Origin of the sequence: Bacteriovorax sp. PP10 (genome assembly GCF_035013165.1) — a bacterium.
GTDB classification, from domain to species: Bacteria; Bdellovibrionota; Bacteriovoracia; order Bacteriovoracales; family Bacteriovoracaceae; genus Bacteriovorax; species Bacteriovorax antarcticus.
This window is the reverse complement of record NZ_JAYGJQ010000001.1, coordinates 307,038-332,290: the sequence shown is the minus strand read 5'-3', so window position 1 is coordinate 332,290 and position 25,253 is coordinate 307,038. Positions and strand designations below refer to the sequence as shown.

The following is a 25,253-nucleotide window of genomic DNA, read 5'->3' as shown; positions in this document are numbered from 1 at the left end:
TTATTTTGAACTTAATTTTTTAGTATAAACCGCGGCAAGGGTTCCGATAAAAAGGGCCAGTGAAATCATTTGGGAAGTCGAAAGATCAAACCAATAGACCCCGCGGATTAAATCTCCTCTAAAGTGTTCAACCACAAATCTTAGAAGTGAGTAAAACATCAGATAACGGGTAACCACGAAGAAATTCTCTTTCTTCTGGTTTACCCACTTCAAAGACATATACCCAATAACAAATAATCCGAATGCTTCATACAATTGCACGGGGTGGATCCACTCTCCATGCATATGAATGGCCCAGGGAAGATCGCACTGAGTTCCAAAACAGCATCCTGTAAAAAAACATCCCACTCTTCCAATGGCATGACCGAATACTAATCCAGGGATAAGCATTTTACTTTCTTCGAAAGGAAATTTTTTAAGCCAGAGTGAGTAGATGAAATAGAAGGCGAGGCCAAAAATTAATCCGCCATAGAAAACAAATCCACCACCTAACCAGAATTCATCTGCATAAAGGTATTGGGTAACTTTGTGTTCAGAAGAGACGATCAAAAAAAAGACTTTCGCTCCAATCCAAGACGTCGCAAAGATTCCACCGAATAAAGGTATAAGTGGTTTAGTGTCTAAGTTGAATTTTTCGAATAGGTATCGAGTAAGATAGAATCCTACTCCCCACGACAACCCCATAAATAAGGGATAGGCGTAGAGAGTAAAAAAAGATGATTCAAACAGTACGGGTAACACTATCTTTCTTCCTGTGAGCAAAAAGCGTTTCATAGATTAAGATGAACGCCGCAATCGTGATTGCGCTATCTGCAATGTTGAAGGCCGGAAAGTGGTGAGTTTTCCAGAAAAAATCCAGAAAATCGACAACGTAGTTCATTGTAAAACGATCAATTAGATTTCCAACAGCGCCAGCAAAGATCAAGCTATAAGCAAGACATTGAAGAACTGATGTATTTCTTGTTTTCCAAATTAAATACAGTAACCAGAAACACGCAATAACCGGAACACCGAAAAATAACGGGATTCTGATCCAGTCTGCTGAGTAACCAAACATTCCAAAGGCCGCTCCAGGATTTCTCACGTATGTGAAATGGAACAGACCTTCGATTACCGGAATTGATTCACCCAAATAAAACTTTTGCTGAACGATTGCTTTCGTCGCCTGGTCGCCAATAATAATCGCCGACATCATAATGCACATTCTATAGATCATTTTCATAAGTTCTAACCGTTCACGTAATCTTTGGCAGTGATCTCGTATTTTTCAATTTTTCTTAAAAGCGTCTTTTTAGGGATGTTTGCCTTAAGTGCCGTTTGGTTAATCTTTCCTCTATTTTGCTTCAAGGCCCACACAATAAATTCTTTTTCAAAAAGATCTTTGGCAACCTGGAAGTCCATTACCATTTCTTTTGAATTTAAAATATTGTTGAATGAGAATCCGTCTGGTGCACGAGTTAACTCATCACTCTTCATATCGAAGATAGAATCTTGGATTCCCTCAACATCGATCATCATGTCTGAGTCTTCATCCGGCTCTGGAACTTTCGTCGCTGAAGTTAACTTCAGTGTTGATGGAAGTGATGGTGCCTGGATCATATCAGACGATTCAATAATGAATGCGTGCTCGATAACGTTTCTTAGCTCTCTGATGTTACCTGGCCATGAGAAATTCACTAAAAGGTTTTTAGCTTCGTCACTCACACCTTTGATGTTTAATCCGTGAACGTTGTTGAAATACTTAATGTAGTATTCAACAAGGAAAGGAATATCAGATTTTCTTTCACGTAATGGTGGAAGATAAACTGGTAGAACATTTAAACGATAAAATAAATCTTCTCTGAACGACCCATCAGCAATCATTTTTTCAAATGGCTTATGTGAAGCTGCAATAACACGAACATCAACTTTGATATCGCGGTTAGATCCGATTGGAGTAAAAGTTTTTTCCTGAAGAACGCGAAGTAGCTTTACCTGCATCGTAGGACTGATATCCCCGATTTCATCCAGGAACAGTGTCCCACCGTCTGCGTATTGGAATTTACCAAGCTTTCTTTCAGATGCACCCGTGAAGGCACCTTTTTCGTGACCGAAAAGTTCTGATTCAATTAAGTTCTCAGGAACAGCTGCAAGGTTGATTGTAACAAACTTGGCATCTTTTCTTGGACCGTTATAGTGAATCGCGCGGGCAACAAGTTCTTTACCTGTACCAGACTCTCCACGAATTAAAACCGGAGTATTAACTTTTGCAAGTTTATCAATAACGCTGAAAACTTTTTGCATAACATGTGATTCACCAACGAATTGGTCATCACCACCAAGAGATAATCTTGGAGAAGAGAACATTGATGTTTCAACTAATGATCTTGCTTTTAGTGCTCTCTTAATTAGAGCGACTAAATTTTCAGATGAAATTGGTTTTTCTAAATAATTATACGCGCCTTCTTTAACAACTTTAACGGCATCGCTGACGTTTGAGTAAGCAGTTAAAATAATCACGATAACTGATGGATCAACTTTCTTGATTTCAGTTAGTGCAGAAATACCGTCCATTTCCGGCATATTTACATCCATGACTACTAAGTCATATTTTTCTTTGTAAACTGCGTGAAGGGCCTCTTTTCCGTTGTTAGCAACGTCGACAGCAAAACTATGGTAAAGAAGAGCTTCCTTTACTGAATCCTGAAGTACCTTGTCATCATCAACAACTAATACACGATGCATACCGATCTCCCATGAAAACAATAGTGGAACTCATTAAAAGTAAGTCCACTGTTTTGCTCTATTCTACATTATAAAAATGCTCCACTGGAGCATTTTTTCCACTATTTATTAACTAATTTCACTAAGAATTTTGTTTCAATACCCGCAATTGAGTCCACAGAGATCACTCCGCCATGCAGTTCAACGAAGTATTTCACCAGATAAAGCCCTAGACCAGTACCCTTTATTGAATGATTCGCATCATTTTTAATCCGATAAAACTTCTCAAAAATGTTAGAAAGCTCTTCGGCCGGGATTCCCACGCCATTATCTTTGATTTCAATATAGACCCATTTCTCATCATCCCATGTATTCACTTGCACCACTGAGGTTGGTCCAGAATATTTAATGGCGTTTTCCACAAGGTTGGAGATAACTCGAGTAATAAGGGTCACGTCAATTTCAATCGGATAAAGTGGGGCAAGCTCTTTCTTAATTTGAACCTGTTTTTGGTTCGCACTGAAGTTCAGGTCTTTGATGACGTTTTCAATGATGGAATTGATGTCTTTTGAAATTTTATTCAGTCCAAAGTTACTCGATTCGATTTTTGTTAAATCTAGAATAGAAGAAATGAACTTATTCAATTCTTTGGTCGAATCAATGATGAGCTGAGATTTTTCACGGATATCAGGATTTCCTGAGTTTTGTGTATACAGGTTATCCGCAACACCTGCGATTTTAGCAACCGGCGTTTTTAAATCGTGACTCATTAAAGACAGGAAGTTTTGTTTTAGTTTTTCAACTTGCTTTAAAAGTTTCGTTTCTTCCTGGATAGCATAGCGGCGCTGGTATTCACCGATCGCCCTAAAAGGAATCCAGATGTAGTAAACCACGAAGACCGTGACAACTAAGTGAGCAGTATAAAGCCATAGCCCCATAAAAACGAACAACAGATAGGAAATCAGAAGAATCGATGCCAGAACTAAAAGCGTGATAATTAATCCGTCTTTAGGTTTTAGCTTCGAGATAAGAATCGACAGGATGATGGCCACAATGAAGGCCATAATATTTGAAACCGCCCTTGGCAGCATCTTAATCGTTTTGTTCTGGATAAAAGCATCAATTATAGAAGCATGAACGATGAGCTTGGGTGCTTTGTACTCTTCTAAGTTAAAAGGAGTCAGATAAAAGTTATCGCTTCTTGAAATATAGTTCGGGCCAATTAAAACGATTTTATCTTTAAAAATTTCCGGGTTGTAGTTTCCTACAAGCACGCGGTGAAAAGGAATCGTTTTATACTTAAACTCACTATAGACAGGTGATCCTGAATAGCGAAACAGAACAAAGTTCGCGTCGGCTTCGTCATTATAATAAGCACCGATTACATCTGGAACATTGAGAACATTTTTTCCCTTCATCGCACGGTACTGATTGGCCGTCAGTAGATGCAAACTCTCTTCACCTGAAACATTAAAAATTGCACGTCTTACAACATCGTCTTTTGCAAAGATAAAGTTATCTACGTTAAGCTGGGCCAGGTTATAGTTAAATTCGCGAAGTGGCAGTGGAGGAAGCTCCTCACCTTTTACTTCATCAATTTCAGTTCCAAAGTTAACTTTCCCGCCTTCTGTCATGAAGTTTTTCAATTTTGATTTGAACTCAGAAAAATAAACATCCTCGTCGTCCAACACTTCAGGCATTTTTACGAAGTAATCAATAATCTTTGGTTCAGATTTTAGAATTTTTTCCAGGAAGCGTGAGTGAGTGGCATATGTATAAGGGTAAACATCACCTAGATAGTCATCGCTTTCTTCATCTAACGTTACGATAACAATTTCAGGGCTAGGCTTAATGCCGAAGTCCCAACGAACCTTTAAGTCATAGATGATTGATTCAAACGAAGCCAATGGATATTGAAAAAGAATCGTTACAAAGATAAGCGTAAATAAGAGCGGATAATAATCCGACAAATCAATCTTGAGTTTTTTAAACTTCATTTTCATTAGTTAGAACTCAATGCCTTCATTCTAGTATTAATATCTACTGATTTAAAAAGTAGATTCCCCAGAACATCTTCAGTTGTATTTTTTGTATGAGCAAGTTCGGCCAACACCAGGGCACCAACAGTTCTCTCATTGAAGCTTGGCATATGTGAAACCTTAAACAATGCGGCCATATAGTCTTTTTTCAGGCCTTGCATCTTTCCTACTTCACTATCAAAGTTCATAACGTTCTTTTCATTTTCATACATAAGCGTTTTTAAACTAAACGCCGGGTAAAAGAAAATTTCAAGGTTACGGCGCATACGATACGACTTGAATAAAGCACGCAGGATATAAACCGGAGAGTATAAAATAGTAAAAATCAGCGATACCATCGTTCTATTCTTTGCTTCACCTGATTTGATTTTCAAAAGAGAAGCATAGATAAGGCTATTGAGTTCATTGCGTGAGAATTGATTGTAAACGTTCTTTCCGATTACCAGGGCCGGCTTCCCGAAATAAGAGTCTGTATAATAAACATTATTAACAAAAGCATTCGACCAGTAGATCTTCACTTCACTGATGTTTAAATGGCAGCTGAAATTTTTAACTTGATTGATAAGCGATTCATCATCACCAACGTAGCGGGCCTTCGCAAATACTAAAACTAACTTCTCTCCCCACTTGGAAAAAAATGCGAGCACTACTAGAGATACAAACATTCCAATCCACGGGCCCATAGTTAAATCAAAAAGCAGTCCTGCAAACGCACAACTGATAATGAAAACCAAGACGATGAATATAAGATATCTATAACGAAAAATAAAAACCTGCCCTAAACGAAGTTTACTTTGGTGTCATATTTACACTGGTACTCTTAAATTATAGACAAAAATCCAGGGTAGAGCTATAAGGCATTAATCGCATTTATTGAAGTGGTGGGGTTTTCTAGGCACCGTGCAAGATCTTGAAATTAAAGGTCTTTTCACGACGCGTCTCTCGTATTTTTTGAATATGTGATAACAATGACTGGATTTAGTAATTTACTTGGGGGCCCTATATGAAATTCGAACGTCTATTATTTGGTACTGCTGGTGTTCCGAACTCTACTCCGAAAAAAAATAACCCTATTGATGGTGTAAAACAAGTTCACGCTCTTGGGCTGGACTGTATGCAATTAGAATTTGCTCACGGTGTTCGTATGAAAGAAGAAGTGTCTTCTGGATTACGTAAAGTTTCGTATGAATTAGGAGTTCCTCTTACTTCGCACGGTCCTTACTACATCAACCTGAACGCTCGTGAACAAGATAAAATCGACTCATCTGTTGAGCGTATTATTCAAACTGCAAAGATCTCTGATCTATGTGGTGCTGAATCGATGACTTTCCACGCTGCTTTCTACATGAAAGATTCTCCGTACGATGTTTTTGATTTAGTTCAAAAATCTCTTAACGTGATTGAAGAAAGACTTAACCGTCTTGATATCCAGATCGAACTTCGTCCAGAACTTACTGGGAAGACTTCTCAGTTTGGTTCACTTGAAGAGTTAATTGATTTAACAAAATCAGTTTCTTCATGTTCACCATGTATGGACTTCTCTCACTTATTTGCTCGTACAAACGAGTACAATACGTATGAAGAATTCTGTGTTGTTCTAAAGAAATTAAAAGAAGAATTGGATCCAAATGCTCTTCAGAACATGCACATCCATTTATCTGGGATTTCTTCAAACTCTAAAGGTGATTTAAAGCACCTTAACCTTGAAGATTCTGATTTCAACTGGCGTGAACTACTTCGCGCACTTAAAGATTATGATTGTCGTGGGTACGTAATTTGTAACTCTCCAAATCTTGAAAAAGATGCGAAGATGATGAAGGATTTTTACCTAGCTCTATAATGATTGTTCTATGATCGTGGCCTGGTGAAAACTAGGCCGCGTCTTTTTCCACTTCCACAGTTGCCGCAGTATTTTTCTTTTCAAAAAATCCACGAAACCATTGAATATGTTCTTTTGAAGCTTCTTCTGGAAGATAAACCATTTTTACTAGTCCATTTTCTTTAACCAAAGCAAGATTTGTATATCCGCCCGTGATTTCAGAGAAAATATCTAATAGAAAATCCTGATCTAAAGACTGGTCAACAAACACCATATCCTCAGTCCCGATTTCTTTGAAGATCGACCAGTTTACTGGAAAATCTAATACTGATTCATTGTAAGTTAGACGGTAGCACTGAGTTTGTTCCTGAAGCATAAGATCGCTCATGTTCAGATTGTTTTGCGCTAGATAATCATCAATAGAAAGAAACTCAACTTCGTTAAGTTTGCGTTCAAAATAATTTCTTAAATCAATCACGGGACTTGGCTGTTCTTTATCAGAAGTCTCAGTGTAGGTTTCAGAAATAAGTTGTGAAATTAATGTGTCGTCATTACTCATGCCTGACTGTTCGGCATTTAATTGATGTGAGTTTAGTGTCTAATTAAAGAGACCGCGCTCTAGGCAAACTTTGTACAATTCTGACCAATCTAGTTGGTAATCAGGAGTCTTTACTCGCTTAAATTCAAGGCCTACCCCGCGGTCATAGCTCGAGATCAGTTGGGCCTCTTGAATGAACTCTTTGCCTTCATAATTAGCTTTCAGGCGATACTGAGCAGAAGACTCAAGTTTTGTTTCTGACTCATTAGTCGCTGCGATCAATGCAAAACATCCGTTTTCGTCGATATTTGTGACCAGCACATCTACCGTTGATCCGTTAGTCACGTTTTCGATCTGACCTTTTAAATGAAAGCGAGTGTCTTTTTCAAGGTCTCTCTTCGAAAATAATGGGTTGAATGAAGCTTTGGCGATCTCTAATTCCCAAGTGACGAAGAAGTAAAAAGCAAAGATTAAATAGACGAAGTTAAGTCCCAGGATGAGTTTATTAAAACTCGCGGCCAGCATAATGAAGTTCTTTCCTGCAATTAAAGTCAGGCATAAAAGCAGCATTTTATCTGAGTGTTTTTTGATCCTCACGACCATGAAGATAGTGATCAGATTTACGGCCAGAATGAAATAGTGGTTCTTTAAAAAGGTCTTTAGCGCTTCGATATTAAGAATTGATTCCCCACGAGAGAGTGAGTAAATCGCTTGGAGATACACCAAGGAGAAGATTAAAAATAAAATCAAGTTTCGATGTTCGTAATTTCTTTTTAAAACTTTCATAAGGGAAATTTTATCCGGCCTGAAATAAGTTTACCTAAGTTTGGTATTATAATGCAATGATACCATATCTTGAAATTAACACACTTTGTATTTCTTGCGACAACTGCAACCTTATTTGCCCAGAGAATGCTATTTTAAAAAATGGCACTCAGTATATCGTAGAAACCTGGTCATGCACTCTTTGTAATGCTTGTGTAGAAGTCTGCCCGGTGGACTGTATAAAACTTATTACAGAAGAATCCAATAAAAAGAAAATCTTCTAAATAAGATTTTGAACAATTCCCTTTCCTACAATACTGTCTCTTTCAAAAGCATTGACTCCATCAAGGCTCACTGAATTTAATTCCTGACTGAAGAAATTATTTTCATCGCCATTAAGAGCTCCATGAACTCTCAAAAACTCCATCAACCATCCACCTTTTTCGTCTTTGATATTCTGGTAAATATTTTTGATGCTATTGAAATAAATTTCAGCTGTTCCAAAATCCCAGTATTCAAACCTAGGAGGAACAACGAAATGAATGCGCTCTTTTTTATAATTTGCGACTGTTTCGAAAAATTTTGTGATTCCCCCCACAGGCGCAAGAGAGTCTAATTTTAATAAACCTAATCCTGAGTATGTCACGTAGTCACTTAGCCCATCGGCCTTTCTGATTTCTTTTAATTGATCATCCACCAGAACCGTTTCGTTATATTTTGAGCCTTTTTCGACTTTAATTCCAAAGAGTGCTGCTCTTGAATTCTCTAGTGCTGAAAGAGCTTCCTGAAAGTATTCTTTATCGAAAAATAGGAATTGATCTGCATTGACCAGCAGGAGAGTTCCCGAATAGTTTACATCTCCACGTGAGGCCATATTGTGGATCGCTCCACCAGAATCTAGAAGTGGGTCTTCATGCAGAATGACAACGTCAGCAAACTTCTCGTCTGAGCGTACATAATTTTCAATTTCTTCAGAGAGAAAATGTGTATTGATGAAGATTCTTTTAATTCCAAGGTCGTGACAGTAGTCCACTTGAAGCTCAAGTAAACTCTTGTAAAAAACCGGCCATAGAGCTTTTGGTAACTTCTTACCAATTTCACCCATGCGGGTTCCAAGGCCAGCGCTTAGAATTAAAGCATAATCAATTTGCATAATATAAACTCGAAAGAATTTTGCGCTCTTTAGCGAAATGCTCGTGGTGAAGCATAATGCTTCTTACTTTTTCAAAAGCGTATCCAATGTACTTAATGTACCTAAGATCTTTTCTATCAGCGTAAATATAAGCAAAACTTCCGATTGCTTTGAAGACTCTTTGAATGGTCATCATATCGTAGAGAGACTTAAATTCTTCGAAGCTTTTTGCTGGATCAAACTTCTTGAAATAAGTATTGAAGTAGTACTCAATTAAGCGCTTCTTATTTCCATCATCAATTTGGTAGTAACAGTCTTCTAAAAGAGACACTAGATCATAAAGAGGTGTCCCCATACGAGCGTCCTGGAAATCGATAACGATTTGTTCGCCGTCTTTAATCATCAGGTTTCTTGAGTGGTAATCACGGTGAACCAGTACTCTTGGTTCACTTGAAATTGAAAAGCACATTTCATAAAGGCTTTTGTATAAAATTTCTATTGGTGTAGATGAAACATCTAAACCTAAGTAGGACTTTAAAAAATATTTTTTTGTGAATTCCATTTCTGCATATAACTTCTCAGTATCAAAAGCGAGTTTTGTGAAACTCTCACCTTTATACTTCGTTGTATCGATTTTATGGATTGAATGCATAAGATCGATTGCCGTGATGTAGAAGTTATACTCATCTTGAAGATTTTGAATTTGAGAGATTTCTTTTAAGAACGTTACGTCCCCTAAGTCTTCTTCCAGGATGTACCCCGTTGCTAATTCTTTATCGTGAATAAGTGGCACGCGTACATTTTCAGCATGAAGCACTCTTTGAAGTTTTAAGAATGTTGGCTCTTCCTGGCCTTCTGTCACCGGGTTATCAAGGCAGACAACATAAGATTTTTTTGAAGTCCAGATTCTGTAATACTTTCTTGTTGAAGCATCACCAGTAAGCTTTTCTACATTTTCAACCATGTCATCTTTAAGAAGATCTTTATGGATCGTTTTTTTAAACAGTTCTTCTACAAGAATTCTTTCTGATTGTTCTGGTTTCATTTTCTGCTCGCAACATTATTTAGGAGTTTATAAAAGTTTTTAGATGAGTTGGCTTCGTTGAATCTTTTTTCTACACCCATGACACCTTGTTTGGTCATGAAGTTTTTAAAGAGATGTTCTTCCTTTGAAATTCCTACCGAGTCTCCAAGGTACATAGAAAAATCTAAGGTGTTTCGGTTTTGGATCTGGATCCAGTTTAAATAAGCAGAGGCATCATAACCTGCTCTCTTTAAAACGAAATAAGTCCATTCACTGACTTGTTGTTTGGTATCAAATTTTAGTTTTGTAAGGCCGATCATTTTTTCAGTGTTGTAGAATCCCAAAGGCAGCATGATTTTTTTTTCATAAATATAGCGCTGGCTTCTTACGACTTCGGCCGCGAAAGCTGCCACGAAGAGCTCTTCACTTTTCAGATAGCGTTCGATTAAGGCCGTTGAAAAGAAAAACTGTGATCTTGGAAGAGAAAAGAGAAAGGGAGATTTATGTTGAATGATATAAAACGTCGGACGCTCGTTCAGATTCAAAATAAGCTGGTTATTTGAAACCAAACGATCATAGATGCTTTCTAAAAACTCAATAGTGTCCGGACGAAGTTTTATAGTCTTCGTTTCTTCGTAAGCTAAGTAATATCCACCGGCAGCGGCCAGGTGGTCAATATAGTCTTTGGTTTGAAGTTCGCCGATCCCAGTGTAGTCGATAGTCTTTTTGTTCGAGTTTGTACTACAAGATACAAAAATCCCGAGTAAGGCGATAAGAATGAAGCGAAAAAATTTGTTCATATAATAAAAAAAGGGCCCTTAATATTTAAGGGCCCAACTACAAGACCATATTATCTTGAATTTATTATAGATTATTTTGGCTCAGAAGCAAGACTACGTGCTGGTTGATAGTAAATAGTGAAACCAGCAAAGATCAGGTTCGGGTTTCTAATAAGTGGACGGTTATTCTCATAAATAGATTTCCACTTTTTAGTTGTTCCGTACTTGTCTTTCGAGATTGTTCCAAGAGTATCAGCTGTCTTAATTAGGTATGGAAGTCCAGATGGCTGCCATCCGAATCTTTGCTCAGGAACCATATACTTTAACTCTACGCCTTCACCGACTTTTTTAACGTCTTTGTTCCACTCTTTAATGTCTTTCCACTTACGGTAGTCACCATAGATCTTGAAAGCGATCATCATCATTGTGTCACCTTTTTGGACTTTATAGTTTTCCATAGGGCCATATGATGAAGATGTTGGAACTGCTTCTTCAACAATTTTAATTCTTGCTGGAGCTTCTTTTGTTTTTTCAACGACTGGCATTGGAGCTTCCGCTATGAAATCCTCTACTTTTGCTTCTGGTTTGAATTCTTCGAATGTCGGCTCTTGCGGAGCAGTCATTGCAACTTCTTCTTGAACCGGAGGAGCTTGGTATTCGTCAGGTATAATTGTTTCTGCAACTTTCTCTTCTTCTACTTTAAATTCCTGATTATCTGGTTGATCAGCAATCGTATCAACTGCAAATTCCAGATCGTCATGAGACACTGCTACTTCTTCTTTATTAGAGTCAGAAAAGCTACATGAACTAAGTGTTAAAATTAGAGCTAAAAGTGTTACGATTTTCATAAGAATCCCCTCTCGTTATGATTGGTTATCGGCACTTGAAAAAAAAAGTTTAGAAGCCCGGAATAAACCACTCAATAATTATTTAAGTTGCAAATTTCCTATGAGAATTTAGAATAAGTTATGTTTTTAAGAAGATACAAAATAGCTGTCCTTTTTTGTCTGCTAATATTTTTAGCAATTCCAAGCGTCTATGCTCAAAACGTATTAGATGACATCGAAGAAGAAGACAGAATCGAAACAGGCCATACAGAAAATGCTCCTAATTTAGTGGCAGAAACAATAAAAGTTGTTTCTCCTTCAAAAAAAATCTTTATTCTAACCAACGAAAATAAGACTTTCTCTAAAGGTGATTTTATTTCTCTACTATTAGGGAATAAGTTAGTTTGTCGCGCCCTTGTGGCCAAGACAACTGATGATCAGCTTTCTGGAATTAAAATCGTAAAAATCTACAACGTGACTCTTTGGAAACAAATGGCAGTTGGAAAAGAAGTCTTAGTTCTTAAAGGTGACGACAGTTACTACTCTAATTTAGAAAAAACTCCTAAAACGCCTGAAGAAAATGCTAAGAACACTTCAAAAGTTCAAGATGAAGACGATCTTTTCAACTCAACAACACTTAATGATGATGACCTTTCTTTAGAAGAAACTTCAAAGAGATTAATTAAAACTGACAACTTGATTTCTGCCGGTGTTGGCTTGATCTCGGGCCTTGATGTTGATGGCTCAAGCAAAAGATACACTCACATGAATGGATCTTGGGGCTACCAGGTTTCAGATAATATCTGGGCCGAGCTTGGCGTGGGAACTAACACCATTACTGATTATCCAGCGACTGGAATTGATACGAGGATGACTAACTTTACTGGTAAAGTGAAGTACACATTCAATGCGCCTTTCTATAGTTATATTATGCCTTATGTTGGTTACCAGGTAATTAACGTCAATTCACCAGGAGCTGGTGTTGAAGACGGTGAAAGTACGCCCGAAGAATTAGAAAACGAAGTAAAGCTTGTTGATGATTTAAAGAAAAGTTCTGTTATTTTTGGTGTCACTGTTTTAAAAAGGATAGTACCAGGCTGGTTTATCCGTGCAGACCTGGGTTCTGATATTTTAAGTGGTGGACTAACTCTTGAATTCTAAAATTATCATTTGCCTTGGACTTCTTTTAACACTCACTTCATGTGGAGTGAAAGGACCACCTGTTAAATATCGTGAAACGATTGTGGACTCTTACGTAAAAGACTATACGGGTACTGAGCTTTCTGCTGAAGAGAAAGAGCGTACGAAAGACAAACAATCTATTCCAAGCACCCTTGATCAACAACAACAGAAAATTCCAGTAAAGCCTTAATCATGTCACTTTTCATTGCAACCGGATCAAATATTGGCGATCGCAAATCTCATCTTGATGAGGCCAAAGTTTATTTATCAAAAAGATTAGTTTTTATTGCAGAAAGTAAGATTTATGAAAGTCCTGCGGTGGATTATTTAAATCAACCAGATTTCTATAATCAAGTTTTAGAATTCCAAATTCCCGATGAATCTCCTGAAGCGATTATGGATTTTCTTTTGGAAACTGAACTTCTTATGGGAAGAAATCGTTTAATTCCAAAGGGGCCTAGAATCATTGATCTCGATATGATTTTCTGGGGAGATTTAAAGATTCAGAGCGAAAAACTCATGCTTCCACACCCCAGATTATTTGAGCGCAGCTTTGTCGTCTTGCCTTTATCAGAGCTACCGGGTTTTAAAACTTTGCAAAAAAAACATTCGTTCAATTTTACCTTCGATAATACTGCAATTCCCATTTCTTGATTGACCAAAATCATCTTCAGTTCGTATAATTAGGCTGATCAAATTTCTTCAAAGATCACAAAGGAAAATTCTATGGATTTTAGCCTAACGCCCGATCAAATCGAGATCAAAGATCTCGCTATGAAATTCGCTCGCAACGAGATGATGCCTAAAGCTCAAGAGTTTGATGAAAAAGCAGAAATGCCAATGGAAATTCTAACAAAGGCATGGGAGCTAGGACTCATCAACACATGTATTCCAACAGAATACGGTGGAAATGGATTCACAGCAATTGATTCAATGATCATCACTGAAGCACTGGCTTACGGTTGTATGGGAATGAATACAGCGATCATGGCCAATGACCTGGCCCTTCTTCCGATTGTTATTGGTGGAAATGATGAACAGAAAAAAAGATTTTTAACTCCGTTCACGGAGAGTTATAAGATCGCCGCTTTCTGCTTAACTGAACCTGGAAATGGATCAGATGCTGGTGGATTGAAGACGACGATTAAAGAAGATGGTGACGACGTTATTATTAACGGTAACAAAATGTGGATCACCAACGCTGGTTACGCTGATCTATTCGTTTTATACGGAACAACTGACCCTGCTCTAAAGCATAAAGGGATCACGGCCGTTGTTATCGAAAAAGGAACTCCTGGAATTGAGATCGGAAAGAAAGAAGATAAAATGGGTCACCGTTGTTCGGACACTCGTGCTATGACTTTCAATAACGTTCGCATTCCCAAAAAAAATATCTTAGGTGGATTGAATCAAGGCTGGAAGATTGCCATGAAGACACTTGATCACTCTCGCCCGATGGTTGCTTCAAGCGCTGTTGGTGGAGCTCAATGTGCCTATGACCACGCAGTAAAGTACGCTAAAGAGCGCGTGCAATTCAATGTTCCTATTTCTCACCATCAAGCAATTCAATTTATGATTGCTGATATGGCGATGAAAATCGAAGCATCAAGATTATTAGTTCACAAGGCCGCATGGCTTCTAGATAACGGACAACCTAACACTCAGCTAGCTTCGTACTCGAAAGCTTTCGCAGCTGATTCGTGTATGCAAATTGCTACAGATGCAGTACAAGTTTTTGGCGGTTACGGTTACAGCAAAGAGTACCCGGTTGAAAAAATCATGAGAGACGCTAAGCTTATCCAGTTATACGAAGGGACATCTCAAATACAACGTTTAGTTATTGCTAAAGAAATATTTTCAAGGAGCTAACATATGAATATTTTCGTTTGCGTAAAACAAGTACCGGATACTGAAACAAAGATCATCCCAACTGCGGATGGATCATTCATTGAAACAAACTCAATCAAGTGGATCATGAATCCATATGATGAATACGCTGTTGAGCAAGCTCTTGTTGTTCAAGCTGCTAACGCTGGATCAGTTGTAACTGTTCTAAGAGTTGGATCTACAAAAGACACAGAAGCACTAAGAACAGCAATGGCAATGGGAGCTGACGAAGCTTTCCTTGTTGAAGCAGCTGATAACTTAGATTCTTATATGATCGCTAAAGCTCTAAAAGGTGCGATCGAAAAATCTGGAAAAACTCCAGACCTACTACTTACTGGTAAACAAGCAATCGACGATGACTGTCTTCAAGTTCCACAAATTCTTGCGACAATGTTAAACGTTCCTTCTGTTTCAGTTGTTGTTGGTTACGAAGGTAATGCTTCTGAAGTAACAGTAAAACGCGAAATTGAAGGTGGAGCACTTGAAGTTTACGGTGTAAAACTTCCAGCGATGATCGCTTGTAACAAAGGGATCAACACTCCAAGATACGCTTCTCTTCCAGGGATCATGAAAGCTAAGAAAAAGCCTTTAACTGTTTTATCTCTTGCTGACGTTGGTGTTAGTGATGCAGATAAGAGAGTTAAATACTCTAACTTCTCTCTTCCTCCTGAGAAACCAGCTGGAAAGAAATTCGATGCAACAGACGCTGCTAAACAAGCTGCTGTAGTTAAAGAAGTAGTTGGACTATTAAGAACTGAAGCAAAAGTTATTTAATTAAATTTTAAGAGGATTTTATGGCGAAAATATTAGTATTCACAGAACTTCACGGATCACACGTTAAAGGTGTGACATTAGAAATTTTAGGAAAATTAGCAGGACATACTGTTGATGTAGCAGCGATCGGAACAATCCCTTCAGAAGCTATCGCAGACCTTGCAAAATTCGGAGCTGCTAACGTTCACTCTTTAAAGGGTGCTAACTTAGAAAAGTATTCTCCAGAAGGATACGCAAACGCTCTTAAAGGTTTCATCTCTGCAGGCGCATACGATTACGTATTCGCTGGAGCAACTTCAGTTGGTAAAGATTTACTTCCACGTGTAGCTACAATGTTTGATGCTGGTATGGCATCAGAAGTGACAAACTTCATTATGGAAGGTGATAAATTCGCTGGAACTCGTCCACTATTTGCTGGAAAGTGTTTCGCGAAAGTTGAGTTAACAGGACCGAAGCCTCACTTCGTAACTGTTAGACCAAACGCTCTTGGTATGAACGCTAACCCAACTGCTGCTGCCGCTTCTGCGAAAGAAGATGCTGTAGACGCTGGAGCAATCAGAGCAATGATTAAAGACATCGTTAAAGGTGCATCTGAAAAGCTAGATTTAACTGAAGCAAACATCATCATCTCTGGTGGTCGCGCGATGAAAGATTCAGCTAACTTCAAAATCCTTGATGAAATGGCAGAAGTTATTGGAGCAACAGTTGGTGCTTCAAGAGCTGCAGTAGATTCAGGATTTGCTCCACACGCAATGCAAGTTGGTCAGACTGGTAAAACAGTTGCTCCTTCTCTTTATATTGCTTGTGGTATTTCAGGAGCTATTCAACATTTAGCTGGTATGAGAACGTCGAAAGTTATCGTTGCGATCAACACTGATCCAGATGCTCCGATCTTCACAAAAGCTGACTACGGTATCGTTGGTGATTTATTCACGATCGTTCCGATCATGACTCAAGAGTTTAAAGCATTACTAGGTAAGTAATCCTAAAATGAAATCGATAAAAAAAGGCCACATCAATGATGTGGCCTTTTTTTTTTAGAGAAATTCATTTTTTTATTTTAAACGTGTTTGAAATAATTCATTCATAGCTCTAAGTGCATCGATCCAAGTGAAAATTCCAACTAATTTGTTATTGTCTTTGACCAGAACGCTGCCTATCTTTTTTTCTGCCATTTCCATACAAATCCCATCCAACAGCGTGTCAGCATTAACCATAAATGGATCTAATGTCATTGCTTGTTCAACTTTTTCTTTTTGTAGATCAATCTCTTTAAAAGAACTTAAGAAATTTATATCTTTTTCAGAAATAATACCAACTATCTTACCTGCATTTAATACAGGTAAGTGACGAATTGAAAACTCGTGCATAATTTTTTTTGCTTGTTCAAGCGTTTGGTCAGATCCAATTGTATGAGGCGATGTCGTCATAAATTTATTAATCTGAGGAATTGGTTTAGTCATAATTTTCTCCCTTAAAGCTTGTTTAAAACACAAATAAGAATGTGAAATATAGTTTTTGAAATCTAGTCTATAATAATCAGTTTTTAATGGCGCAGATGTGATTCAGAAAAGGTTAAAAGATGAGAGTTATCAGTTTTGCATAATACTTGGGAGGCTTTGTTGAATAATTGGAATGTCTTACACCTTCAGTAAATTGTTGTTTAACGGTTATAGCTCGTTAGGTCTCCACGTCCCTAAAAAACATCGTACTTAAGTTCAACCGAATTACCCAACCACATGGCGCCTTGAGTATGATCATATAGATCATCACCAGTTAACGGGTGAACCAACACAGAGAAATTCTCTCTTTCTCTCATTAACCACAATACAACTTCAGTAAAACACTCTTGCGGAAAATTCGCTTCAAACATCGGCATTGGATGTGGTCCTATAGGTACAGTGATCATATCACCCACAAAAAAGACCACGTCCTTAAAATGACTTTTCATTTTATCTCTTAAAAGAGTCGCGGCGTTTAGCTCTTCGCTTGCGAAATAAATGTGAGCATCGAATTCACGTGGAAAATCGACAGGTAGTAACTTGGAATTTACTTTAAAGGTTGTTTCATTCATGGAGCTAATAAACCATAAAAAATTGAAAAGAACTAACTGATATTTAATTTTGTGACCTGAATAATTTTTTACAAAAGTCGTGATCCATTAGGTGCATCCTGATCAACTGTGGCCAAAACAACTTCACCTTCTTTGCGATAAAACCCTGTCACTAAAATTTCCGACATAAATTTTCCAACTTGTCTTGGAGGGAAATTTACGACAGCAAGCACTCTCTTCCCTATTAGTTCTTCAAGCTTGTAGACAGTAGTAATTTGCGCGCTCGATTTTTTTACTCCAAGATCGGTACCTAAATCAACCCACACTTTATAAGCAGGCCTTTTTGCTTCAGGAAACTCTTCCGCTTTTATAATAGTGCCCAAACGAATATCGACTTTTTCAAAATCTTCCCATGAAATCATATTCACCTCATTGGAATAATTTAAACGCAAAAACCTCGCATTCGCGAGGTTTTTTATTTCCCATTAATTTCTTTTTCGATTTTATTTAGAAAGCAAATCCTTGAGTTTCAGCAGTCTCTTTAATTTCATCGGCACTTAAGATTCTTACTGGCTCATAGTTTTCATCTGATGCTACTTCTCTTCTTTCAGCGATCGCGTCCTGAACACCTTCTTGCTGTTGCATCGATTCCACACTTGATTCATCTTGAGCGATATAGTCATCATTCGCTTCTTTCGTTTTATTTTCCATTTCACTTAATGCTTCTTTTGTTACGAAGTTAAGCATTGCTCCGGCCAATGGTCCAGTTACGAAACTTAGTCTGTAACCATCTTTCCCGTTATTAAACACAACCCCAGCGACTTCTTCATCACCTACGTCTGCTTTAAACGATCCACCATCCATAAGTTGAGCGCTTGCGATGTCGATACTCTGAACTTCACCATTTGTATTTGTAAGTGAAACAGTTAATCCTTCAATTGATCCTTTCGTTAAAGTCATTTCCCCTGAAACTTCTGAACCAGTTAAAATCTTTGTCGATTTAGATTGGTTGAGAGCTCGCTCAAGAACCAGCTCAACTTCTTCAGATGTTGCAGCACCTTCTTCTTTAACTTTTTTAATTCTCTTGGCTTCTAAAATTTCCTGGCCACCGTTAATCGTTTTATAGATCGCGATAGTTCCAAAGTTAGATAGAAGAGAGATTTTATAAACAAGACCTCGGTCGTTGTTCACCATAACTTCTGAAGTTCTAACAAGTTTCATCGGTACGATAATCTTCTTATGAGCGTCTTCAGGATTATTGATTTTATCATATGTAACAGTTTCGTCAGCACCCACAATTCGTGTAACTTCCCATTCACCGTCGATCTTGAAAGCTTCATTCATTTCAACTTTCATAACCGCTATTCGTTGACTGGCCGTCTGTGCTTCAGAAGCAAGGTTCCTTTCTATAGGCGCCATCTCTACCTGTTCGGCATGTGACCTACTTACGGTGCGTGAGTTAATATCTTTAATTGTTCCAGCTAGTACTACTGAGCCTAAGCTTAGTGCTACGATGATGGCCTTCTTAGATGTTAAAACTTTCATAACCGTTCCCCTTCTTTGTTTAAGCTTTAAAGTGCAACGATAATGCCATGTTTCAAAGTGGAAAAGTCGGGTATTTCTGAGTGTAAGGGTATGAATTTAGGTAGATTTGTTTAGATTTTAGATAGGCGGGTGGCTAGGATTTAAACACACTGGCTATAATATTTACATACCACGGCCAGGTGTAAAAAGTTTGGTCTTATTGTTCTTTCTTAGGCTTAACATCCCAATCTGAGTGAGATGAGCGGTATCTCTTCATAGCGATAACCACTAGGTCTGCTAGAGGAAGTCCTGAAGTCTTCGTCATTCTTTCGAATGCTTCAACTACGTCTTTCTCTACTTTAATGTTCAGGTCTTTTAATTCACCTTGATTGTGTGTTTGGCTTTTCATGGTCTCTCCAATGTAACTTTATAAAGTTAGGAAATTCTATTGGGTAATTCTTAATTTTGGAATACCTTTATTGCTCTTTTTTTGCGTAAAGAGACCAAGGCATGTGTGACTTCAAAATCCATTAACTTACTGTATTTATAGATGTCACTAACATTGCACCACTCAGTAATGACCGATAATACATCGAATTCCTGAGGAGTGATGCTCTCAATCGACACAATAATTTCCGGGTCAATGACCAGTTTTAAATGTGGTGCCGGGCGAAGCTTCTTCGCACTTAGGTATTCCTGGAAGTGGCCTTGGGCCTCTTTCCTAACTTCTTCGAAGGTAATTTTTAAAGTGATATTTTCTGGTGAAAGAACTTCAGGTTCAACGATGAACTTGAATAACTCATTCGATTCAACATCATCAAAGATCATTTTCAATAAGGCCTTCTTGCCTTTCAACTCTTTTAACTGAGCTCCGACAATCATTCCTTCTTGTTGATAGATAACACCTAAGAACTGGCCGTTCTCTTTAGAGAGAACATTCACCTTTCCGGTAAATCCAAATGAGGCCTGTTCTTTTAAAACTTCAATCAAGTTTGTCATGTATCTATCTTATGCTCTTACTACGAAAAAAGTCTTTTAAAAAATCCTTTCGGTTGTCCTTCTTCGGCCGGTGTATTGAAACACTGATCGATATTCTTTGCTAGATTCATGTAAGCATTCCAAACCGGACGGCCTTCATGTTTCTTTTCATTCATGTATGGTGTTCCCTTATCAGATCCTTCTCTTAAAGCGATCTCTAAAGGAATTTCTGCTAAAAGATTTACATTGAATTCTTTTGCAGCTCTCTTCACTCCGCCTTCTCCAAAAATATAATATTTTTTAGACAAGTTATCTTCTGGAACGAAGTAACTCATGTTCTCAACCATTCCTAAAATAGGCACTTTCACTTGAGTGAACATGCTCATCCCTTTAATTGAGTCCATAACTGCTACGTCTTGTGGAGTTGAAACAACGATCGCTCCATCAATGTCAGTTGCCTGAATCATTGATAATTGCATGTCACCTGTTCCAGGAGGAAGATCGATAATTAAATAATCTAATCCTTCCCAAGCTACATCGAATAAGAATTGATTTAAAACTCCACCAAGCATTGGACCACGCCAGATAACAGGATCTTTTTCATTGATGAATAATCCGAAACTAATGAATGGAATTCCATAAGCATCGATTGGAAGAATTTTTTTCTCAGGAGTCGCTCCTGGTTTTGCGCCTCTTTGATTTAAAAGCATTGGCATTGATGGCCCGTAAATATCGGCATCAAGTAATCCAACTTTTTTACCTTGAGCTTTAAGTGCGAAAGCTAAGTTAACCGACACTGTCGATTTACCAACTCCACCTTTGCATGAAGATACGGCGATAACTTTTTTAGCACCTGCCACGTGTTTCTTATTTTGTCCGGCAGGACCGTGACCAGTTTTAATTTGAGCAGAGGCCGCTGGTGCTGCTTTTGATTCTGGCTTTGTGAAAGTTTTTCCAGCAAATACGTCCGCAGAGTTTTCTGAAACTGTCAGTACAGTTACCTTATCTGCCGGGTACGTTGGGTGAGCAATATTCACGATGATCGTTTCGATCGCTCTTTTTTGTTCAGGAGTGATTCCGTCACGCTTGTATTTGAATAGTAGCTCATTTTGGTCAGCTTTTACTTCGATGACTCTTCCTTCTTCTTGAAGAGTTCTTCCAGTGTTTGGATTTACTATAACTTTGAGTGAATTTAAGATGTTCTCGTTACTCATAATTGGCCCTTTGAATTTTTATTTAACACAGCTTTTATACCTGAAATGTAGCGAATGTTAAAGAATTCAAAATTGCTAAAAAATTGGCCGATGTCGCTCGTCAACAATTGTCCTAGTGTTTCATATTTTCCTAGGAGACAACGCGGATTTACACTAAAATGAAAGTACATTTGTTCGTTTCAGGGGATCTCGTGTCTTACAGTAGAAAAATATATTTAATTAATCCAAAGTTTCAATACAGACTGAGTTTTTACGCATCAGTTTTAGTATTCGTCACAGGGCTTATTTATCCATTTACGATCTACGTTCTCTTAAGTGCAATCAGCGCTAACTTTGCTCTTAAGAATCCTGAAATTGCTTTGTATTACAGTGAAAAACGCGACCTCTTGATTCTTTTACTGACTGGACTTCACTTCGGTTTTGCCATCCTTTCCTTTTTTGGATGCATCTTTTTTTCTCACCGAATTGCTGGTCCGCTTTATAAGTTGCAGAAACATCTACGATCTATACGAGATGGATTTAGTCCTGGTAAACTATTTTTCCGCAAGGGAGATTATTTCCAGGATGTAGCTGACGACTTAAATGATACTATTGAATACATAGAAGATGGTTACAAGAGTGACCTAGTCTATTTGAGCGAAGTCAATTCATACATAAATAATTTAAGCCTCGTGGTTCCGGATGATAAACGAGTCGTATTAAATGAAATCTCTTCGCGTCTCTCAGAAATCCAAGAGAGATTCACGAACAAGAGTTAAGTCAGGAAAAACGACATGGAGGTCTTTATTTTGAGGCTAGTTACGTTAGCGGCCATTACTACTTGCTACATATCGGCGGCGCTAGCAAATCCAAATTTAAATTTTGCTTCAATCGCAATGGCGGACGACGTGCCATTCAAGCTTAATTATTCTCCGCTTGATATGGAGATTGGAAAAGAACTTGTTTCTTTATATGCAGACTTATCTAAAAATGAATTAAAAAAGTCTACTGTAGCTAAATTTGTGAGCTACAAAAATAAGAAACAGTCATTCAGTCACCTTGATATGATGACGAATCGTCTTGAGCTTATTTCAAAAATTTCTGATCAGGATAGCTTTTATACAAACTGTGCGATTCAACCTCGTCAGGTTAACGAGTTTACAGAAAATCTTGCTCACAGAATGGACATCACGCTTGATAAGTACTGCCGTTACTTATTTTTAAAGAATCTTTCGAAATTCTCGCCAACGATTAATCTTTCAACAAGAGATTTAAGCTACCTTAAAGATGCTGCCTCTTTTTATGTGACTGGTGAAAATCAAACTGACGTTTCAGCTGTTTTAAAACACTTCAAAGCAAACAAAAGTGAACACGAAAAAATCTCTGATATTTTAATTGCTAAGTATATCGATTTTAAAACTAAGCCAACATCTGCAATCCTTGTGAATCTGCATGTTAGTACTCAGTTAAATAACTTCCTACAAAACAATCTTCACCTGGATAATAACTCTGGGACTTTCTTTCAGGAAGAGTTCACTCGCCTGATTAAAGACTCACAGGACTTAACTGACAAAGGCGAATACGTTCAAGCAAAAGCTCAGATTATTGCTGCTTTAAACTTCTATAGTAAGAATAAAAAGTTTATTGATGAAAGAAAAGCATGGGTTGGAACAACTCTTGCGGCAAAAGCTCTATACTATAAAGGTCGCGATAACGATGCTGTAGAGATTTTAACTCTTGCTCGTGCTGTCGCTCCTAAAGAAGAAGCTTCTGAAGCGACTTTCTACCTTCTATGGCCGCATTTAATTAATAAAGACTATAAGTCGATGAAAGCGGTTATTGAAAAATTCAACATGGAAAAGAACTTTGAATCGTTTGATTCAAAACTTCAGTATTGGATTGCTTACGGTTTATTAAAAACTGGTGAAGCCAAAAAAGCGACGGCTTACTTTAATAAGATCATTAACTCTTCTCCTTATTCTTTTTACTCGATCATCTCACTTAAAGAGATCGCGACTCAGAACAAAGGAATGAGCGAACAGGATATCCTGGCGAAACTTATTTCTAAAGATGCTCCTGTTGAATTTAAAATGGATGTAACGAGCGAAGAGCTAAAAGATGCTCTTAGACGTTTAGCTGTATGGAATGCTCTTGGACACGAAAGATTTGCAACCTTAGAAATCCGTCATGTTCAATCAATGGATAAACTATCTGTCTTCAAAGATAAAGAACTGGCCAAGAATATAACGGTTAATGACAATAAAGAGTTTATTGTGCTGAACCTGGTTCGCCTACTCCACTCTCAGGATAAGTTTATTAACTCGTTTAAAGTTTTCCAGGATTCTCTTGGAGAAAACTCACTGAGTTTAAACTACCGTTTAATTAAATACATCTTCCCTGTGGGATACATGAGTTTAATTGAGAAAAACACAGACAATATCGATCCTTTAATTGTGATTTCGCTTATCAGACAAGAGTCTGCTTTTAACCCACTGGCCACTTCAAGAGTTGGGGCAAAAGGTTTAATGCAGTTAATGCCAGCAACGGCGAAACGCTTTAACCGCAAGATCAGAGTGACTCATTTAAATGACCCGAAAGTGAACGTCGCTTTAGGATCGAAATATTTAAAGCAGTTATTAACAAGATTTGACGGTAACTTGATCTACACTCTGGCGTCTTATAATGCTGGTGAAAATAGAATTGATCGTTGGAAAAAAGAGATCTTTAGAAATGATGATCCGTTAGCGACTATTGAGTCTATCCCATTTGAAGAGACGAGAAATTACGTGAAACTTATTTATAGAAATAGATTTTTCTATTCGCTTCTTCAGAATCGTTCGGTGCTGACAACGCCTCTTGATGAGTCGTTTAAAGTGACTAGTGCTGTAAAATAATTATTTTTTAAGAAAATCCCAAATATTGATCTGCGACTCGGGCAAAGCTAGAATATCTAGATGCCCTAGTCCTGAATCGATCGTCGTAAAGTCCAACGCTTTAAAATACTCCAGCGGCACTCCAGATCTAATCGTTACAGTCCCATCACCATCAACTTGCCCTTCTTTATCAAACGAATAAGAAAGCATTCCATCTTTCATAGCAAGAGAAGCATACTCTTTAGTCTCATGACCTAAACCTCTCATATGAAGCATCGGTAGCTTCTTAGGTGGATTTATTTTTATAGGCGCACGTAAAAGTGCATGGAATTTTTCAGAACGTGACATGTACTTTTGAACAAAGGCACGAACAGTCGCAACCTCATTAGGTTTAGCGTATTTAAACGGTCCCCAATGATTTTTTTCCCATTTATTAATATCGTGAATATCTAATGAGACTTTTTCTTTCGATTCACTAAGAGCGATATCTTCACCTCTTGGCGGCAGGAAAAAATAAGAAGATTTAAACGTCGAGTATTCTAATCCTGAAAGCAGCGATCTATTAATACCAACTCTTGTTCCATCTTCCATATCTCGCATTAAAATCATTAATCCATGAAGAGGAGGAGCGATTAAGGCCACTTTTGTAAGCTTTTTTAAACCATCCCAGTTCTCAACAGCATCATCGACATCCTGAGTTCCATAACGAATGTAATAGGCCATTAAAAGAGCACCAGTGCTATGACTTACAACATAGAGCTCATCATCAGGTTTTAAGTTAAAACTTTTAATTTTTTGATCAATAGTAAGAACACTATTATGAAAATCATCTCGCCAATCATAAGCAGCAGTTTCTAAGCGCATTTGATTATCAACGGCGAACTGGTCAAGTAACGTTAATGTTTTTCCATATGAATCAACGTCCCACAAAGCGGGAAAAATGAGAACATTTCTTAAAACACCATCAATCACTAATTCATTATCAGATCCAATCTCTGTTCCGGGGATTTGTGTCGAAACACCAACCTGACTGAATAAAAAATTAGAAGCTTTTGCCCAACGGATTTTTCCAGAGCTTTTTTCTTTTAGCTTCGAACCGTAATAACCAGGAATGAATAGAAGAATTTTTTGGGGCATATGGGATTCGATGGGAAGATTTATTG

At 37.8% G+C, this 25,253-nt stretch carries 29 protein-coding genes; 10 read left to right on the top strand and 19 right to left on the bottom strand.

Going from position 1 to position 25,253, the window contains the following annotated elements:
• The 5 genes from SHI21_RS01565 to SHI21_RS01545 form a co-directional block, all read right to left on the bottom strand.
• Window positions 1-741, bottom strand: coding sequence for a prolipoprotein diacylglyceryl transferase (locus tag SHI21_RS01565; protein ID WP_323574364.1), 741 nt, complete (start codon window positions 739-741; stop codon window positions 1-3).
• Window positions 722-1,222 (bottom strand): signal peptidase II, encoded by a 501-nt coding sequence (gene lspA / locus SHI21_RS01560; RefSeq protein ID WP_323574363.1) that lies wholly within the window; start codon window positions 1,220-1,222, stop codon window positions 722-724. The genes SHI21_RS01565 and lspA overlap by 20 nt, the downstream gene beginning before the upstream one ends.
• Before the next feature lie 5 nt (window positions 1,223-1,227).
• Complete coding sequence (locus tag SHI21_RS01555; RefSeq protein ID WP_323574362.1) at window positions 1,228-2,724, bottom strand: sigma-54-dependent transcriptional regulator; 1,497 nt, start codon at window positions 2,722-2,724, stop codon at window positions 1,228-1,230.
• A 101-nt stretch (window positions 2,725-2,825) separates the two neighbouring features.
• Window positions 2,826-4,700 (bottom strand): CHASE2 domain-containing protein, encoded by a 1,875-nt coding sequence (locus tag SHI21_RS01550; RefSeq protein ID WP_323574361.1) that lies wholly within the window; start codon window positions 4,698-4,700, stop codon window positions 2,826-2,828.
• Window positions 4,701-4,705: 5 nt separating this feature from the next.
• On the bottom strand, window positions 4,706-5,476 hold the full coding sequence (locus SHI21_RS01545) for a hypothetical protein (protein WP_323574360.1): 771 nt from the start codon (window positions 5,474-5,476) through the stop codon (window positions 4,706-4,708).
• 269 nt (window positions 5,477-5,745) lie between these two features.
• On the opposite strand from SHI21_RS01545, the gene SHI21_RS01540 reads away from it, so the two are divergent.
• Entirely contained in the window at window positions 5,746-6,582 is an 837-nt protein-coding gene (locus SHI21_RS01540) for a TIM barrel protein (RefSeq protein WP_323574359.1), read from the top strand.
• 31 nt (window positions 6,583-6,613) lie between these two features.
• Here SHI21_RS01540 and SHI21_RS01535 read toward each other — a convergent pair whose 3' ends face one another.
• Both SHI21_RS01535 and SHI21_RS01530 read right to left on the bottom strand, forming a co-directional pair.
• Window positions 6,614-7,120: a hypothetical protein gene (locus tag SHI21_RS01535; protein ID WP_323574358.1), complete on the bottom strand. Its 507-nt coding sequence runs from the start codon at window positions 7,118-7,120 to the stop codon at window positions 6,614-6,616.
• 39 nt (window positions 7,121-7,159) lie between these two features.
• On the bottom strand, window positions 7,160-7,885 hold the full coding sequence (locus tag SHI21_RS01530; RefSeq protein WP_323574357.1) for a hypothetical protein: 726 nt from the start codon (window positions 7,883-7,885) through the stop codon (window positions 7,160-7,162).
• Between the two features lie 56 nt (window positions 7,886-7,941).
• On the opposite strand from SHI21_RS01530, the gene SHI21_RS01525 reads away from it, so the two are divergent.
• Complete coding sequence (locus SHI21_RS01525) at window positions 7,942-8,148, top strand: 4Fe-4S binding protein (RefSeq protein WP_323574356.1); 207 nt, start codon at window positions 7,942-7,944, stop codon at window positions 8,146-8,148.
• On the opposite strand, the gene SHI21_RS01520 is transcribed toward SHI21_RS01525, so the two are convergent.
• The 4 genes from SHI21_RS01520 to SHI21_RS01505 form a co-directional block, all read right to left on the bottom strand.
• Window positions 8,145-9,017, bottom strand: a complete 873-nt coding sequence (locus tag SHI21_RS01520; RefSeq protein ID WP_323574355.1) for a sugar phosphate nucleotidyltransferase — start codon at window positions 9,015-9,017, stop codon at window positions 8,145-8,147. The two genes, SHI21_RS01525 and SHI21_RS01520, sit on opposite strands and share 4 nt — an antisense overlap.
• Window positions 9,007-10,041, bottom strand: a complete 1,035-nt coding sequence (locus SHI21_RS01515; protein ID WP_323574354.1) for an aminoglycoside phosphotransferase family protein — start codon at window positions 10,039-10,041, stop codon at window positions 9,007-9,009. The genes SHI21_RS01520 and SHI21_RS01515 overlap by 11 nt, the downstream gene beginning before the upstream one ends.
• Window positions 10,038-10,820, bottom strand: a complete 783-nt coding sequence (locus SHI21_RS01510) for a hypothetical protein (RefSeq protein WP_323574353.1) — start codon at window positions 10,818-10,820, stop codon at window positions 10,038-10,040. The genes SHI21_RS01515 and SHI21_RS01510 overlap by 4 nt, the downstream gene beginning before the upstream one ends.
• A 71-nt stretch (window positions 10,821-10,891) precedes the next feature.
• Window positions 10,892-11,647 (bottom strand): LysM peptidoglycan-binding domain-containing protein, encoded by a 756-nt coding sequence (locus tag SHI21_RS01505; RefSeq protein WP_323574352.1) that lies wholly within the window; start codon window positions 11,645-11,647, stop codon window positions 10,892-10,894.
• A 120-nt stretch (window positions 11,648-11,767) separates the two neighbouring features.
• Between SHI21_RS01505 and SHI21_RS01500 the strand changes: the two genes are divergently transcribed.
• The 6 genes from SHI21_RS01500 to SHI21_RS01475 all read left to right on the top strand — a co-directional run bounded on the left by SHI21_RS01500 (window position 11,768) and on the right by SHI21_RS01475 (window position 16,452).
• Window positions 11,768-12,787 (top strand): hypothetical protein, encoded by a 1,020-nt coding sequence (locus SHI21_RS01500; RefSeq protein WP_323574351.1) that lies wholly within the window; start codon window positions 11,768-11,770, stop codon window positions 12,785-12,787.
• Complete coding sequence (locus SHI21_RS01495; RefSeq protein WP_323574350.1) at window positions 12,777-12,998, top strand: lipoprotein; 222 nt, start codon at window positions 12,777-12,779, stop codon at window positions 12,996-12,998. Before SHI21_RS01500 ends, SHI21_RS01495 begins: the two co-directional genes overlap by 11 nt.
• Before the next feature lie 2 nt (window positions 12,999-13,000).
• Window positions 13,001-13,462, top strand: a complete 462-nt coding sequence (gene folK, locus SHI21_RS01490; RefSeq protein WP_323574349.1) for a 2-amino-4-hydroxy-6-hydroxymethyldihydropteridine diphosphokinase — start codon at window positions 13,001-13,003, stop codon at window positions 13,460-13,462.
• Between the two features lie 72 nt (window positions 13,463-13,534).
• Window positions 13,535-14,677, top strand: coding sequence for an acyl-CoA dehydrogenase family protein (locus SHI21_RS01485; protein ID WP_323574348.1), 1,143 nt, complete (start codon window positions 13,535-13,537; stop codon window positions 14,675-14,677).
• A gap of 3 nt (window positions 14,678-14,680) precedes the next feature.
• Entirely contained in the window at window positions 14,681-15,469 is a 789-nt protein-coding gene (locus SHI21_RS01480; protein ID WP_323574347.1) for an electron transfer flavoprotein subunit beta/FixA family protein, read from the top strand.
• Window positions 15,470-15,489: 20 nt separating this feature from the next.
• Window positions 15,490-16,452, top strand: a complete 963-nt coding sequence (locus SHI21_RS01475; RefSeq protein ID WP_323574346.1) for an electron transfer flavoprotein subunit alpha/FixB family protein — start codon at window positions 15,490-15,492, stop codon at window positions 16,450-16,452.
• Window positions 16,453-16,524: 72 nt separating this feature from the next.
• Here SHI21_RS01475 and SHI21_RS01470 read toward each other — a convergent pair whose 3' ends face one another.
• From SHI21_RS01470 to SHI21_RS01440, 7 genes are all read right to left on the bottom strand, one after another.
• On the bottom strand, window positions 16,525-16,932 hold the full coding sequence (locus SHI21_RS01470) for a CBS domain-containing protein (protein WP_323574345.1): 408 nt from the start codon (window positions 16,930-16,932) through the stop codon (window positions 16,525-16,527).
• A gap of 233 nt (window positions 16,933-17,165) precedes the next feature.
• A complete protein-coding gene (locus SHI21_RS01465; protein WP_323574344.1) occupies window positions 17,166-17,543 on the bottom strand; it encodes a DOPA 4,5-dioxygenase family protein in 378 nt (125 codons plus the stop codon).
• A gap of 68 nt (window positions 17,544-17,611) precedes the next feature.
• Window positions 17,612-17,944 carry a tRNA-binding protein gene (locus SHI21_RS01460; RefSeq protein ID WP_323574343.1) on the bottom strand — a complete coding sequence of 111 codons (333 nt, stop codon included), beginning with the start codon at window positions 17,942-17,944 and terminating at the stop codon, window positions 17,612-17,614.
• A gap of 85 nt (window positions 17,945-18,029) precedes the next feature.
• The gene (locus tag SHI21_RS01455) at window positions 18,030-19,067 is read right to left on the bottom strand and encodes a hypothetical protein (protein WP_323574342.1); all 1,038 of its coding nucleotides are present in this window, start codon (window positions 19,065-19,067) and stop codon (window positions 18,030-18,032) included.
• Window positions 19,068-19,263: 196 nt separating this feature from the next.
• Window positions 19,264-19,455 carry a hypothetical protein gene (locus SHI21_RS01450; protein ID WP_323574341.1) on the bottom strand — a complete coding sequence of 64 codons (192 nt, stop codon included), beginning with the start codon at window positions 19,453-19,455 and terminating at the stop codon, window positions 19,264-19,266.
• A gap of 50 nt (window positions 19,456-19,505) precedes the next feature.
• Window positions 19,506-20,045, bottom strand: coding sequence for a hypothetical protein (locus tag SHI21_RS01445; RefSeq protein ID WP_323574340.1), 540 nt, complete (start codon window positions 20,043-20,045; stop codon window positions 19,506-19,508).
• 20 nt (window positions 20,046-20,065) lie between these two features.
• Window positions 20,066-21,238, bottom strand: coding sequence for an Mrp/NBP35 family ATP-binding protein (locus SHI21_RS01440; protein WP_323574339.1), 1,173 nt, complete (start codon window positions 21,236-21,238; stop codon window positions 20,066-20,068).
• Between the two features lie 158 nt (window positions 21,239-21,396).
• Here SHI21_RS01440 and SHI21_RS01435 point away from each other — a divergent pair, with 158 nt between their 5' ends.
• Window positions 21,397-21,996, top strand: coding sequence for a hypothetical protein (locus tag SHI21_RS01435; protein WP_323574338.1), 600 nt, complete (start codon window positions 21,397-21,399; stop codon window positions 21,994-21,996).
• Window positions 21,997-22,026: 30 nt separating this feature from the next.
• The gene (locus SHI21_RS01430; protein ID WP_323574337.1) at window positions 22,027-24,111 is read left to right on the top strand and encodes a lytic transglycosylase domain-containing protein; all 2,085 of its coding nucleotides are present in this window, start codon (window positions 22,027-22,029) and stop codon (window positions 24,109-24,111) included.
• On the opposite strand, the gene SHI21_RS01425 is transcribed toward SHI21_RS01430, so the two are convergent.
• The gene (locus tag SHI21_RS01425) at window positions 24,112-25,227 is read right to left on the bottom strand and encodes a lipase/acyltransferase domain-containing protein (protein WP_323574336.1); all 1,116 of its coding nucleotides are present in this window, start codon (window positions 25,225-25,227) and stop codon (window positions 24,112-24,114) included.
• Window positions 25,228-25,253 lie beyond the last annotated feature (26 nt).